Source organism: Amycolatopsis sp. NBC_01286, from assembly GCF_035982555.1.
Classification (GTDB): Bacteria; Actinomycetota; Actinomycetes; order Mycobacteriales; family Pseudonocardiaceae; genus Amycolatopsis.
In genome coordinates, this window is sequence record NZ_CP108428.1 from 3,059,098 (window position 1) to 3,073,364 (window position 14,267).

The window sequence follows — 14,267 nt, forward strand, 5'->3', positions numbered from 1 at the left end:
CCATGCGCAGACTTCGCCGTGCGGTGGCTCCGGTCGCCGCGCTCGTGCTCGCCGCCGCCGCGCTCGGTGGCCTGAGCACGCCGTCCGCCGCGGCGGACGGGCCCACCACGACGCTGAGCTTCTCCGCCCACCAAGACGACGACCTGCTCTTCATGAACCCCGACATCGCGTCGGACATCGAGGCCGGTTTCAACGTCTGGGTGACCTACCTCAGCGCGGGCGAGTTGCCGTGCGAGAGCCACGACCCGTGCGGCATGGATTACGCCGACCTGCGGGTTGCGGGGGAGCGCGCGGCCTACGCCGAAGCGGCCCGGGTGCCGAACCAGTGGACCTACGAGCAGATGTGGTTCGGCGGCCACCCGGTCGCTGTGAACCACCTCGACGGCACCAACGTGCACCTGGCGTTCACCTACATCCACGCCGCCGCCGGGCCGGAGGACAACTGCGGTGACCTCTACCGCATGCTGAAGGACGGCTCCTACGTGGCGAACCCGATCGACGGCCGTCCCGGGTACACGAAGGACTCCTTCGTCGGGATGCTCGACTCGATCATCGACTACGTGGGCCCGGACTACATCCGCACACAGAGCACGATCGGGCACCGCGAAGTGCGCCGTGACGGCGTGGCGGACAACGTCGACCACGTCGCGGGGGCGATCCTCGCGGCCGACGCGGACGTCGACGGCGCGGGCAAGACCCGGATCCGCCGCGACGAGTACCAGGGCTACATCATCACCGACAAGCCGGACAACGTCAGCGGGTACTGGCGCGATCGCAAGCAGGCGATCTGGGACCAGTACAAGCCGCACGACCCCGCGCTGTGGTCGGGATCCTGGAACGAGGTGATGGGCAAGCAGTACCGCCCGGAGGGCCGGATCTTCTGGCCCGGCATCCCGTGGGTGCCACCGGGCGACTTCACCTGCTGAGGCGGAGCCTCCTCACCGGCCCTGGGGGTCGGTGAGGAGGCCTTCGCGACGCGGGAGCGGTGCCTCGGGCGGCGGGGCGACCCGCGGCTCCCCGGCCTCGCGGGCGCCGTGGCCGTCGAAGAGCGACAACGCTTCGGCGTACGCGGCATCGGCTTCCGCCGGCCGCCCGAGCGCGGCCAGCGCGACGGCGAGATCGCGCAGGTTGCGCGCCCGCCACAGCGGCAGGGACAGCGCGTCGCACCAGGTCAAGGCCAGCTCCAGGTAGCGCCGCGCCGCCTCGGGCGCGTCGCGGGCCAGTTCGAGTTCCCCGAGGGTCCGCAGCACGAGCGCCTGGCCGAAGCCGTCCTGCATGTCGTGGCAGGTCCCCATGGCTTCCTTGAGCTCCGCGTGCACCTCGTCCCACGGCCGTGACCGCTGTCTGATGTGGACCTTCGCGAGCGCTTGCCGGGCGTAGGCGACCATCAGCCGGTCGCCGATCCCGTGCAGGATCTCCAGCGCTTCGGCGCAGTTGCGCTCGGCTTCGGCCAGCCGCCCGGACGCCCGGTGCGCGATCCCGATCGACCGGAGCACCAGCGCGATGCCGTGCTGGTCGGGCAGCGCGCGGTAGCCGGCGAGCGCCACGTCGAGCTCGGCCAGCGACTCCGGCAGCCGGCCCAGTTCCGTCAGCACCATGCCGCGCCCGTGGTGCGCCCGGCCTTCGGCCCACGGGTCGCCGAGCGCGGACAGCGTCGGCAGGGCCGCGTCGAGCAGTCCGAGCGCGTCGAGCAGCCGGCCTTGTTCCCGGCGGACGCTGCTGAGCATCAGCCGGGTCACGGTCTTGCCGTGCACGTCGTCGACCTCGGCGTAGGCCGCCAGCGCCTGCGCGTAGTAGTCCGCGGCCTCGTCGAGCCGGTCCTGCTCGCTGCGCAGCCACCCGAGACCGGACAGCAGCAGGCCCTGCCCCGACTTGTCCCCGGCCCGGCGCGAGGCCTCCAACGCGGCGGTGTGCGTGCGCCACCAGTGGTGGAAGTGGTTTTCCACGGCGAAGGACGACGAACACAACGCCGTCGCCAGGCGGACGGCCGTGTCCGCCAGTTCCAGCTCGCTCGCCCGCTCGACGATCTGCACCAGCGCGGCCTGCTCGGCGTCGAACCAGGTGAGCGGGTCGCCGAGCGTCGCGGTGCGAGCCTCCTCCTCGGCCGTCGCGGTCCTGGTGGGCGCCGGGCGCAGGGCCCGCATCGGCGTGCCACCGGACGCCCACTCGACCAGCCGGTACCACTCCTCCGCCGCGTGCCGCACGGCCAGCCGCAGCTCGGCGCGGTCCTCTTCGGCCTCGGCGCGTTCCCAGCCGAACACCCGGACCAGGTCGTGCAGCCGGTAGCGGGTGAGGCCGGAGCCCTCGTCGCTGACGACGTCCAGCAGCTGCGCGCGGACCAGCCCTTCGACGATGTCTTCGGCGTCGTCGTCCGGCACCTCGAGCAGCACGCTCACCAGCCAGGTCCCGAAGTCCGGGACGCCGAGCCAGCCCAGCCGCCGCAGTGCGGCGCGCTCCCGCGCGGCCAATCCGTTGTAGGACAACGCCAAGCTGCCGCGCACCTCGAGGTCGCCGACCGTCAGCTCGTTGAGGAACTTCCGCTGCTCACGCAGCCTCGGGAGCAGGCGGCTCGGCCGCCAGTCGGGGCGCGCGGCGAGCCGGGCGCCGACGATCCGCACCGCCAGCGGCAGGTTGCCGCACAGGTGCACCAGGGCCCTGGCGGCGTCCGGTTCGGCGTCGATCCGGGCGCGGCCGACGATCCGGGTGAGCAACGCGAGGCAGGCTTCGTCGTCGAGGACCTGCAGGTCGATGTGGTCGACGGAGTCGAGCGCGGCGAGCCGGACGCGGCTGGTCAGCACGCACAGGCACCCGTCGCCGCTGGGCAGCAGCGGGCGGACCTGCCGTTCGTCGGCCGCGTCGTCGAGGATCACCAGCAGCTGCCTGCCGGCCGAGAGGGCCCGGTAGAGCTCGACCCGCTCGTCCAGCCCGGCGGGCAGGTCGGCGTCGGCGACGCCCAGTGCGCGCAGGAAGCGCCCGAGCACCTCCACCGGCTCGACCGGCGAGTGCTGCGCGCCGCGGAGGGTGACGTAGAGCTGCCCGTCCGGGAACCGCGGGCGCAGGCGGTGACCGACGTGCACGGCGAGGGAACTCTTGCCGGAACCGGGTTTGCCGGCGATCGCGACGAGCCGCGAGCGCGGTTCGGTGAGGCGAGCCGCTTCGGTGTCGCGGCCGGTGAAGTCGGTGATGTCCGGCGGCAGCAGGCACGGGCCGTTCGGCGGCTGCTCGGGCGCCGGCTCCGGCCGGTCGGCGGGCGGTTCGGGGAGCGGTGGCGGTGGCGGATCCCCGCGCAGCACCAGCTGGTGGACCGCCCGCAGGTCGGCACCCGGTTCGATGCCGAGCTCCTCCACCAGCAGGTCGCGGCCCGCCTGGTAGCAGCGCAGCGCGTCGGCCTGGCGCCCGGCGGCCCACAACGCCGTCATCAGCTGGCCGCGCAGGCGCTCCCGCAGCGGGTGCTCGGTGACGAGCGAAGTCAGTTCGCCGACCAGCGCCGGTCCCCGGCCCAGGGCCAGCACCGACGCCGTCCGGCGTTCGACGGCGGCCAGCCGCTGGTCCTCCAGCCGCACGGACTCGGCCGCCGCGAACCGCGACTTGAGCCCGCCGAGCGCCGGTCCGCGCCACCGGCCCAGCGCCTGGTCGTACCGGCTCACCGCGGCCTCGTGGTCCCCGGCCGCGGCCAGCGCGTCCGCTTCCGCCGAGAGCCGCGCGAACGCCAGGGTGTCGACCTCGCAGCCGGAGAGTTCGATGCGGTAGCCCGGTTGCTGCGTCAGGATCGCGCCCGGCCCCGGCTCGCCGTTCTGCTTGCCGAAGGCGCGGCGCAGCGTCGAAACGTAGGTGTGGAGCAGGGCGGAGGCGCTTTCGGGCGGGTTCTCGTCCCAGATGATCGAGATCAGCCGGTCGACCGAGAGGACCTGCCCTTCGGCGAGCAGGAGCGCGGCGAGCAGCGTCCGGGGTTTCGGGCCGCCGAGCGTGACGGCTGTGCCGTCCCGGTCCACCTCGACGACGCCGAGCAGCCGAAAACGCATCGAGCTCCCCCTGCCCCAAATCACCCGATTCCGCGATCTTGAATCCGAGGTTAACCACCGTCGTGGACAGCGCACAAGAATCCGCAACCTTCGGTGACGGCTACCGTCGATGGTGGCGGCCCGATACCACCCGAACGGCCGTACCGGTCTGACCAGCGGCTATCCCCGGGACGCCGGTGGCCGGGACACGCCGGGGTCCCGGCGTGGCGGCCCGTCCCGGGCTAGGGTCCGGGCAGTTTCTCGACCCGGGAGGATCCCCATGGCTACGACGTACACGCTGGAGACGGCCGAAGCCGGTCTTGTCTATGACGTGCATGGGCCCGCTTCCGCCGACAGTTCCGCGCCGCCGTTGGTGATGGTTGGGCAGCCGATGGCCGCTGATGGGTTCACCACCCTTGCTTCCTTCTTTCCCGAGCGGACCGTTGTCACCTATGACCCTCGGGGGATCGGGCGCAGTGTGCGGAAGGACGGCCGGGTCGAGCATGAGCCCGAGGTTCAAGCTCGGGATGTGCACGCCGTCATCGGGGCGGTCGGGGGTGGGCCTGTCGATCTCTTCGGCAGCAGTGGCGGCGCCGTGACCGCGCTTGCGCTCGTGGCTGCCTTTCCGGGTGATGTGCGGACGCTTGTGGCGCACGAGCCGCCGTTGCTCTCCGTTGTTCCTGATGCCGCAGCTGCCGAGCGGGCTCGGAACGCCGTGACCGATGCCTATCTCGCCAAGGGGTTCGGGGCCGGGATGGCCGCCTTCATCGGGATGACGTCGTGGGCCGGCGAGTACAACGATGACTACTTCGCGCAGCCTGCCGCCGATCCCGCGCAGTTCGGGATGCCTGCCGATGACGACGGGAGGCGGGACGATCCGTTGTTGTCCGACCGGTCCTGGGCCGTCAGCGGGTACCGGCCCGACGTCGACGCGCTCGCCGCGGCGTCCACGCGGGTGGTGATCGCCGTCGGTGAGGAATCGCTGAGTGTCTTCACCGGGCGGACGGCGGTGGCGACCGCGGAGTTGCTGGGGCAGCGGGCCACCGTGTTCCCGAGTCACCACGGTGGGTTCCTCGCCGGCGATTTCGGCTATGCCGGTCAGCCGGCGGCCTTCGCCGCGCGGTTGCGTGAGGTTCTCGGCTGAGTGGGCGCCGAGCGGAATCCGAGAAAAGCGGTTCGGCTGATCGGAAGATGCTTTTGGTGCGCTCGGGTGCCCGCGTGGTGATCATGAATTGCCGTGGGCTTGATCATCCGGCCGGTAGTGCTCCGAACGGCGCAAAGCCGCGCCTCGAACTTGTCGGAATGTGAGCACTCGCGCCAGGTGAACCAGGCATATCCGGCTTATTGCCGGCGCGTGAATCCGCCCTTGAAGACGGCCGTTCGAGGGTTTCGACGGTGTGTCTGTTCGCGTACGCTGCGCAGCGTACGCGGGTTGACCTCGGGCAACGACGGCGGGTAACCTGCTTTCGGCACAAGTCGATCTACGAATGTGTCGCCTGGGGTGGTGGTCTATGCGGAATTCGAGTGTCCGGACGCTGTTCCGGATGTGGAAAAACTACCTGCGATAAACAACGATGTGCGGTGCGGCGGCTTGGGGGAGGTGCCGGTTCCGTACTCGCTTTCGTGGGTGATCGCAACACATTTCCGGACGTCGGGGAAACCGGGCTGACGGAATCGTCATCTGGGGGATGTTCGGCGTGTTGCTGCAATTCAAACTATTGGGTCCGTTGTGCGTGCTGTCCGACGACCGGGACATCACGCCGAGCGCGCCCAAGCTCCGGGAAATCCTCGCGCTGCTGATCGTGCGGGCCAACCAGTTCGTGTCGACGACCGATCTCGTCGACGAAGTGTGGGGCGCCGACCCGCCCCGCAGCGCCCACGTGACCGTGCAGACCTACATCCACCGGCTGCGGAAGTCGTTGTTCCCCAAGGAATCCGGGCACGAACCCGCCGGGCTGCACACGGGGTGGCACGGGTACCGGCTCGAGATCGCCGCCGAGGCCGTCGACAAGATCCAGTTCGAGCACCTGGCGCACCAGGGCAGCGCGGCGCTGGAGAGCGGCGAACCCGGGGAGGCCACCGAACTGCTGCGGCACGCGCTGCGGCTGTGGCGCGGCCCCGCGATGAGCGACGTCGAGACCGGCGAGCTGCTCAGCGCGTACGCCGTCCGGCTCGAGGAGAGCCGGCTGCGCGCGCTGGAGGGCCGGATCGAGGCGGACCTGCAGCTGGGCCGGCACCGCGGCCTGGTCAGCGAGCTCAAGGAACTGACCATGACCCAGCCCCTCCACGAGGGGTTCCACAGCCAGCTGATGCTCGCCCTGCAACGCTGCCAGCGCCGTGACGAGGCCCTCGACGTCTACCGGCGCTTCCGCGGCCGGCTCGTCGAAGAGCTCGCCCTCGAACCGTCGTCCGACCTGCAGCGGCTGCACCGCTCGCTGCTGACCGAGACCGCCGATGCCCGCCCGGCGCCCGAGGTCGCGGCGGAGCGGGTGCAGCTCGTCGCGCCCGCGCAGCTGCCCAACGACATCGCCGACTTCACCGGACGCGCCGAGCTGATCAGCTCGGCCGTGCAGTGGCTTTCGCCGGCCGAACGCTCGGACGACGGGCTGCGGATCGTGTCGGTGATGGGCATGCCCGGCGTCGGCAAGTCGACGTTCGCGGTCCGCGTCGCGCACCGGCTGCGGTCCGCGTTCGGCGACGGGCAGTTCTACGCGAACCTCGGCGGCCCGGCCGGCGCCGGCCCGAAGGAGGTGCTCGGCCAGTTCCTGCGGTCGATCGGGTTCCCCGGCGAGCGGCTGCCCGACAGCGTCGACGAGCGCGCGACGATGTTCCGGACCTGGAGCGTCGATCGCAACGTGCTGGTCGTGCTGGACGACGTCACCTCGGACGCCGACGTCCAGCCGCTGCTGCCCGCCGGGCCGCGGTGCGCCGCCGTGGCCACCGCGTGTTCCGGTCTGCAGGGCCTGGCCGGCACGCACACCATCGACCTCGAACCGCTGACCGGCGAGGAGAGCCTCGAGATGCTCGCCGTGATCGTCGGGCGGGACCGGGTCGCGGCCGAGCGCGACGAGGCACGCAGCCTGGTCGCGCTGTGCGGGTACCTGCCGCTGGCGGTGCGGTGCATCGGCGCGCGGCTGCGGTCGGTGCCCGGGTGGCCGGTGCGGAACATGCGGCAGCACCTGGAAACCAGCAACCGGCCGCTGGACCTGTTGCAGTTCAACCAGCTCGACGTCCGGGCGCGGCTGGCCGGCAGCTACCGGTCGGTGCCGTCGCACGCCCAGACGGCGTTCCGGCTGCTGCCGACGCTCGGCGCGAGCTCGTTCACCGCGGCCGAGGTCGCGGTGCGGCTCGACTGCCCGCCGAAACGGGCCGAGGCGCTGCTGGCCCGGCTCGTCGGGCACGGGCTGCTGCGGATCCAGAAGGACGTGGTGGACGAGGGCCCGGTGCGGTTCGAGTTCCACCCGATCGCGCGGTGCTACGCCGAGGAGCTGCTCGGCGGGGAGGCCGACGCGACGCCGTACCTCTGGCCGATCTACATGCGCACGGTGCTCGGGTTCCGCAACCACGCCTGAGCGAAGGACATCCGGTCCACCTCGGAAGCCGGTCCGAGGTGCTGTCGAGGCGGGTTCGAGCCGTGGTCGACAGGCTCGGCGGCAGCCGAACGACCAGATGGAGGCCAGCATGTGTGGTATCGCCGGTTGGGTGGACTTCGGGCGTGACCTGTCCGGGGAACGCGCCACGATCGAAGCGATGAACGAGGCCCAGAAGCACCGCGGGACCAACGCCCGCGGGGTCTGGTGCTCCCGGAACGTCGCGATCGGGCACACCAGGACGTCGGTGATCGACCTGGCCGGCGGCGTTCAGCCGATGTTCGCGGAGGAGGACGGGCGCACGATCGCCGTGCTGACGTACTCCGGGGAGGTCTTCAACTTCAAGGAGCTGCGCAGCGAGCTCGAACGGCGGGGGCACCACTTCCGCACCCGCAGCGACACCGAGGTCGTGCTGCGGTCGTACCTCGAATGGGGCGCCGACTGCGGCAAGCACCTCGAAGGCATGTACGCCTTCGGGGTCTGGGACCTGCGCACCGAGACGATGCTGCTCGTCCGGGACCGGTTCGGCATCAAGCCGCTGTTCTACAGCCTGCAGCCCGAAGGCGTCATCTTCTCGTCCGAGCCGAAGGCGCTGCTGACGCACCCGCTGACCAAGGCGGTCGTCGGCATCGAGGGCCTGCGCGAGGTCTTCTCGACGGCGAAGCTGCCGGGCGAGGCCGTGTTCCGCGACCAGGACCAGCTGCGGCCCGGGCACACGCTCGCGATCGGCCGCAACGGCGTCGTCGACCGGACGTACTGGGAGCTCGAAGCCAAGCCGCACACCGACGACCTGGACAACACCATCTCGCACACCCGGCAGCTGCTGGAGGACATCGTCCTCGGCCAGCTGACCGCCGACGTCCCGCTGTGCACGCTGCTCTCCGGCGGCCTCGACTCCAGCGCCGTCACCGGGATCGCGGCCGGCTGGCTGAAGAAGAACGGCGAACGCGTCCGCAGCGTCACGACCACCTACGTCGGCTACAGCGAGAACTTCCGGCCGGACGACACCCGCGACACCGCGGACGGCCCGTTCGCCGACGAGGTCGCCCAGCACCACGGGGCCGAGCACATCCACCTCGTGCTCGACACCCGCGACCTGATGGACCCCGAGGTGCGGCTCGCGGCGCTCGTCGCGCAGGACATGCCGACCACGGCCGGCGACATGGACGCGTCGCACCTGCTGATGATGCGCGCGACCCGGGAGCACTCGGTCGTCGCGCTGACCGGCGAGGTCGGCGACGAGGTGTTCGGCGGCTTCCGCTGGATGCACGACGACGAGCTCGTGCGCTCGGGCACGTTCCCCTGGATCGCCAACGAGAAGCGCGTGCCGGGCTGCGTCAAGGGCCAGGGCCGTGGCTTGTTCGACGACGGCTTCCTCAAGAAGCTCGACATGGACGGTTATTACCGCGACAACTACGCCCAAGCGCTGCGCGAAACCCCGCACCAGGAGGGCGAAAGCGAGTTCGAGGGCATCATGCGGAACGTCCGCTACGTCAAGCTGATGCGCTGGCTGCCGATGCTGCTGGAACGCGGTGACCGGCTGGCCGCGGCGTGCGGGCTCGAGGCGCGGCTGCCGTTCCTCGACCACCGGCTCGTCGAGTACATGTACAACGCGCCGTGGGCGTTCCAGTCGTTCGACGGCCGCGAGAAGAGCATCCTGCGAGCCGCCGTGAAGGACCTGCTGCCGGAGTCGGTGTTCGAGCGGCGCAAGGCGCCCTACCCCGTCACGCAGGACCCGGCCTACACCGAAGCGCTGCACGGGCTGCTCGCCGAGACGCTCGCCGACCCGAACGCGCCGATCCGGCCGCTGCTGGACCAGGCGTCCGTCGACGAGGTCTTCCGGCACCCCAAGGGCGTTTCGCAGGACTGGCCGAGCCGGATGAACGTCGAGATGGCGCTGCAGTTCAACACCTGGCTCACGCACTACGGCATCACCCTCGACATCTGAACCACGCCGTCCGACCCGCGATCCGCGGAAGGAGCAAGCCGATGACCCAGACCCGGCCCAAGCCCGTGCCGATGACCCGGCGGTGCCCGCTGGCCCCGCCCGACGAGTACGCGCAGCTGCGCGAGGAGACCCCGGTCAGCGAGGTGGCCCTGCCGGACGGGAACACCGGCTGGCTGGTCACCCGCTTCGAAGACGTCACGACCGTGCTGGTGCACCCCGACGTGAGCGCCCAGCGGAAGTTCCAGACCTCGGTCACGTCGGTCACCCTCAGCCCCGAGGAGTACCTGGCGTCCGGGTTCGGCGTGTCGTTCATCGGGATGGACCCGCCGGACCACACGCACTACCGCAAGCTGATGACCGGGATGTTCACCGTGAAGCGGCTGAAGTCGCTGGTGCCGCGGATCGAGAAGATCGTCGACGACCAGCTGGACGTCCTGGTCGCCGGCGGCTCGCCCGCCGACCTGATCACGGACTTCGCGACGCCGGTGCCGTCGCTGGTCATCTGCGAGCTGCTCGGGATGCCGTACGACGACAGCAAGCTGTTCCAGGAACGCACGCACGTCATCATGAGCCTCGAGCGGACCAAGGAAGGCCTGCTCGACGCCATGACCGGGATGTCCGACGACATGCGCGCGCTGGTCCACGAGAAGCGCGCGCACCCGGACGGCCGGCTGATGAGCAACCTCATCGAAGCCGTACCGGACGACGGCGTCCCGCTCACCGACGACGAGCTGGTGGCCATCGGGAACCTGATGATGATCGCGGGCTACGAGACCACCGCGAACATGATCGGGCTCGGCGCGCTGACGCTGCTGCACTACCGCGAGCAGTGGGAAACCCTGTGCCGGCAACCGGAACTGGCCGAGCGCGCGGTCGAGGAGATCCTGCGTTACCTCACGGTCGGGCCGTTCTGCCTGCCGCGCACGGCGAAGACGGACCTCGAGCTCGGCGGCAAGCACATCCGCGCCGGCGACCCGATCCTGCTCTCGACCGAGTCGGCGAACTGGGACCCGGCGCAGTTCGAGCACCCCGAGGCGTTCGACGTCACCCGCAAGCCCAAGCGGCACGTCGGGTTCGCGTTCGGCGCGCACCAGTGCCTCGGGCAGGAGCTGGCCCGGATGGAGATGCGGATCGCGTTCGCCAAGCTGGCGCAGCGGCTGCCGGGGCTGCGGCTGGCCGTGCCGCTGGAGGAGATCCCGATGCGCACCGACATGCAGATCTACGGCGCGCACGAGGTCCCCGTCGTCTGGTAGGTCCGTCCGGTAGGTCCCGCTGGCAGTCCCCGCGACGAAGCAGTCGCCTCCGGCCCTTGTCGCTCGCACCGGCCGCCGGCCGGTGCGAGCGGCTTTTTTTGTGTTCGGGCGGGGACTCGCAACCCGTCGCACTCTGCCGCGCCGACGTCACTGATTGTAGTTTCGGATGAGTCGGACAACCTCTTGATCGACTTAATCAAACAAGTAGTTGACAGTGTGAGTCGCCTCGTTGATTATGAGTGCAGACGAGAGTTCACTGTGGGAAAAGGAGTACGTCGTGGAGAAGCACCCGCTCAGGTGGTGGGCACTGGCGGTCGCGGTTCTGGCCGTCCTGGTGGACATGATCGACAACCAGATCGTGGCGGTGGCGCTGCCCACCATCCAGCGGGAGCTGGGTGCGGGGGATTCCGCGCTGCAGTGGATTTCGGCCGGGTACGCGCTGGGGTTCGCGCTCACCCTGATCACCGGTGGCCGCCTGGGTGACCGGTACGGCACCAAGAAGCTGTTCCTCGCCGGCATGGTCGTGTTCACGGCCGCGTCGCTGGCCGCCGGGCTGGCCGGGCACGTCGAGGTGCTGATCGCCGCGCGGGTGATCCAGGGTGTCGGGTCCGGGCTGATGGTGCCGCAGGTCCTGTCGTTCATCCACGCGGAGTTCGACGAGAAGGAACGCCCCAAGGCGATGACGTACTACGCCGGCGCGTTCCCGATCGGCGGGCTCGCCGGGCCGCTGCTGGGCGGCGTGCTGACGCAGGCCGACCTGTTCGGCATCGGCTGGCGCGCGATCTTCCTGATCAACCTGCCCATCGGCGTGCTCGCGCTGGTCGGTGCGCTGATCACGATGCCGAGCCGGCCCGGCTTCTTCCGGCACCGCATGGACTTCAGCGGCCTGCTGCTGCTGACCGCGGGGCTCTTCGCGATCTTCTACCCGCTGGTGCAGGGCCGTGAGCTGGGCTGGCCGAAGTGGTCGATCTACCTGATGCTGGCCGCGATCCCGCTGCTCGCGATCTTCGCGCTGCACCAGCGGATCAAGGCCAAGCGCGGCGGCGAACCGCTGGTCCCGCCGGCGCTGCTGAAGTACCGCAGCCTCTCGGGCGGCCAGGCCGTCATGCTCTGCATCAACACCGCGGTCGGCGTCTTCTTCATCCTGACGCTGCACCTGCAGCTCGGGCTCGGGTTCTCGCCGCTGCAGGCCGCGCTGACGTTCGCGCCGTCGACGATCGGCATCGTCGTGGGCAACGTCCTGGGCATGCAGCTGGCCCCGAAGCTCGGGCGGGCGTTCACCGCCGGGGCGATCGTGGTGCTGCTGGCCAGCCTGGTCGCGATCGCGGTACTGGTGCAGCAAATGGGTCACGACCTGAACGTGTGGGCGCTGCTGGCCCCGGTCATCGGCTTCGGGCTCGGCATGGGCGCGGTGCTGAACTCGCTCTTCGGCGTCTCGATGTCGGAGATCCAGATGCAGCAGGCGGGCGCCGCGTCCGGGCTGGTGAACACGACCGTCCAGCTCGGCACCGCGACCGGGATCGCGTTGTTCGGCACGGTGTTCTTCTCGCGGCTGGGCAGCGGGTTCGAGTCCGCCACGGTCAGCGCGATCGCGGTCAGCGTCGGCGTGCTGGTGCTGGCGTTGCTGTTCACGACCGCCCTGCCGGGCAAGAAGGCCGCGGGCCGGTCGGCCGCGGCCGCCGACGAGCACAAGGCCGGGGCCTCGGCGCGATGACCGAGCCGGGCAACCACGAGACAGCGGTGCTCATCGTGGGCGGGGGCATCACCGGCCTGTCCACGGCGCTCTTCCTCGCAAGGCTCGGGGTTCGCCCGATCCTGGTCGAACGGCATCCGTCCACGGCCCTGCTGCCCCAGGCGCGCGCGTTCAACCCGCGCTCCATGGAGATCTACCGCGCCCTGGGGCTCGCGGAGGCCATCCGGGACCGGACGTCGATCCTCACCGACATGCCGGACATGATCGGCGCGGACACCCTGGCCGGGCGGGAGCACTTCCGGTTCGACGTGCTCGCCCAGGCCCGGCCGCCGGCGTCCCTGAGCCCGGCGGACTGGGAGATGATCGACCAGGACGAACTCGAACGGATCGTGCGCGCCCGCGCCGAAAGCAGCGGCGCGGACGTGCGGTTCGGCACCGAACTGGTCGCGCTGACCGACGCCGGCGACGGCGTCACGGCGGTCGTGCGCGACCTGGAAACCGGCGTCCACCAACGGCTTCACGCCGATTACGTCGTCGCCGCCGACGGGCACCGCGCGGGGCTGCGCGAGCGGCTCGGCGTCGGCGCCGACGGGCCGGGCGTGCTCCTGGAGGTGGCGAACTTCGTGTTCGACGCCGACCTCGGGGCCGCGCTGCAGGGCCGCCGGTTCCTGCTCGCCTACCTGGACCGGCCGACGAAGGGCTCGACCCTGATCCCGCTGCGGGAGTTCGGGCGGTGGGCGCTCGCCGTGCCCTACCGGCCCGAGCTGGGCGAGAGCGTCGCCGACTTCACCCGGGGGCACTGCGTGGAGCTGGCGCGGCAGGCGGTCGGCCTGCCGGACGTCGACATCCGGCTGGTGCCGTCGATGCCGGGGTCGGACCGGATCGTCACGACCACCACCATCGGCGGCTGGGTCGCGCGACGCTACCGGACCGGGCGGGTGTTCTTCGCCGGCGACGCGGCGCACGTCGTGCCGCCGTCGGGCTCCTACGGCGCGAACACCGGCATCGCCGACGCGCACAACCTGGCGTGGAAGCTCGCCGCCGTGCTCGAAGACGGCGCCGGTGACGAGCTGCTCGACACCTACGAGGACGAACGGCGGCCGGTCGCCCGGCTGACGCTCGAAAGCGCGATGCAGCTGCTCCACGACCGCCACGAAGGCGCGGGCGACAAGACGAAGACCGATGACCTGGCCATGATCTTCGGGTACCGGTACCGCTCGTCGGCGGTCCTCGCCGGGACGGCCGGCGCGGGCCGGCCCGTCGAGGACCCGCGCACGCCCAGCGGCGAACCCGGGCTGCGGGCGCCGCACGTGCGGCTGGAGCAGGGCGGCGCCGGACTGTCCACACTGGACCTGTTCACCGGGTCGTTCACGGTGCTGGCCGGGCCGACCGGGGTCGGCTGGGTCGCGGCGGCGAAGGCGGCCGCGGCGGCGCTCGGGCTCGCGGTGGACGTCCACCGCGTGGGTTTCGAGTTCGACGACCCGGACGACCGGTGGGCCGCGGCCTACGGCGTCACCGCCGGCGGCGCGGTCCTCGTGCGACCGGACGGGTTCGTCGCCTGGCGGGCCGGGGAGCTGCCCCGCCACCCCGAGCAGGAGCTGCGGGCCGCGCTGGCCCGGGTGCTCGCGTTGCGCGAGGAGGATCGCCGCTGCGCAGGCTGATCAGTTCGCCGGCACGCCGTCCGGGCCGTGGGGGACCATCCCCGCGGCCCGGACGGTTCGTCGGCTCAGGTCCGGTTCGGCAAGCACGTCTTGGGAGCACGAGTTGTGTGCAACGCGCGAA

Annotated in this window: 8 protein-coding genes; 7 read left to right on the forward strand and 1 reads right to left on the reverse strand. The window is 71.1% G+C overall.

All coding sequences use genetic code 11. The features are described from left to right. The first annotated feature begins 2 nt into the window (after nucleotides 1-2). A complete protein-coding gene (locus OG570_RS14920; RefSeq protein WP_326957010.1) occupies nucleotides 3-926 on the forward strand; it encodes a PIG-L family deacetylase in 924 nt (307 codons plus the stop codon). A gap of 12 nt (nucleotides 927-938) precedes the next feature. Here the strand turns inward: OG570_RS14920 and OG570_RS14925 are convergent, their stop codons facing one another. After that, the gene (locus OG570_RS14925) at nucleotides 939-4,022 is read right to left on the reverse strand and encodes an AfsR/SARP family transcriptional regulator (protein ID WP_326957012.1); all 3,084 of its coding nucleotides are present in this window, start codon (nucleotides 4,020-4,022) and stop codon (nucleotides 939-941) included. Nucleotides 4,023-4,281: 259 nt separating this feature from the next. Here OG570_RS14925 and OG570_RS14930 point away from each other — a divergent pair, with 259 nt between their 5' ends. The 6 genes from OG570_RS14930 to OG570_RS14955 all read left to right on the forward strand — a co-directional run bounded on the left by OG570_RS14930 (nucleotide 4,282) and on the right by OG570_RS14955 (nucleotide 14,146). Beyond that, the gene (locus tag OG570_RS14930) at nucleotides 4,282-5,145 is read left to right on the forward strand and encodes an alpha/beta fold hydrolase (protein ID WP_326944875.1); all 864 of its coding nucleotides are present in this window, start codon (nucleotides 4,282-4,284) and stop codon (nucleotides 5,143-5,145) included. A gap of 553 nt (nucleotides 5,146-5,698) precedes the next feature. Next, entirely contained in the window at nucleotides 5,699-7,573 is a 1,875-nt protein-coding gene (locus OG570_RS14935) for an AfsR/SARP family transcriptional regulator (RefSeq protein ID WP_326957014.1), read from the forward strand. A 109-nt stretch (nucleotides 7,574-7,682) separates the two neighbouring features. Beyond that, nucleotides 7,683-9,539: an asparagine synthase (glutamine-hydrolyzing) gene (gene asnB, locus OG570_RS14940; protein WP_326957016.1), complete on the forward strand. Its 1,857-nt coding sequence runs from the start codon at nucleotides 7,683-7,685 to the stop codon at nucleotides 9,537-9,539. Between the two features lie 41 nt (nucleotides 9,540-9,580). Then, nucleotides 9,581-10,792: a cytochrome P450 gene (locus tag OG570_RS14945; RefSeq protein ID WP_326957018.1), complete on the forward strand. Its 1,212-nt coding sequence runs from the start codon at nucleotides 9,581-9,583 to the stop codon at nucleotides 10,790-10,792. Nucleotides 10,793-11,069: 277 nt separating this feature from the next. Beyond that, nucleotides 11,070-12,506 carry an MFS transporter gene (locus OG570_RS14950; protein ID WP_326957021.1) on the forward strand — a complete coding sequence of 479 codons (1,437 nt, stop codon included), beginning with the start codon at nucleotides 11,070-11,072 and terminating at the stop codon, nucleotides 12,504-12,506. Beyond that, on the forward strand, nucleotides 12,503-14,146 hold the full coding sequence (locus OG570_RS14955) for an FAD-dependent oxidoreductase (protein ID WP_326957023.1): 1,644 nt from the start codon (nucleotides 12,503-12,505) through the stop codon (nucleotides 14,144-14,146). The genes OG570_RS14950 and OG570_RS14955 overlap by 4 nt, the downstream gene beginning before the upstream one ends. The last annotated feature ends 121 nt before the right edge of the window (nucleotides 14,147-14,267 follow it).

Excerpts from the sequence above, each read along its gene's own strand:
- OG570_RS14920 (WP_326957010.1), top strand. The coding sequence starts at position 3 with ATGCGCAGACTTCGCCGTGCGGTGGCTCCGGTCGCCGCGCTCGTGCTC.
- OG570_RS14925 (WP_326957012.1), bottom strand. The coding sequence starts at position 4,022 with ATGCGTTTTCGGCTGCTCGGCGTCGTCGAGGTGGACCGGGACGGCACA.
- OG570_RS14930 (WP_326944875.1), top strand. The coding sequence starts at position 4,282 with ATGGCTACGACGTACACGCTGGAGACGGCCGAAGCCGGTCTTGTCTAT.
- asnB (WP_326957016.1), top strand. The coding sequence starts at position 7,683 with ATGTGTGGTATCGCCGGTTGGGTGGACTTCGGGCGTGACCTGTCCGGG.
- OG570_RS14945 (WP_326957018.1), top strand. The coding sequence starts at position 9,581 with ATGACCCAGACCCGGCCCAAGCCCGTGCCGATGACCCGGCGGTGCCCG.
- OG570_RS14955 (WP_326957023.1), top strand. The coding sequence starts at position 12,503 with ATGACCGAGCCGGGCAACCACGAGACAGCGGTGCTCATCGTGGGCGGG.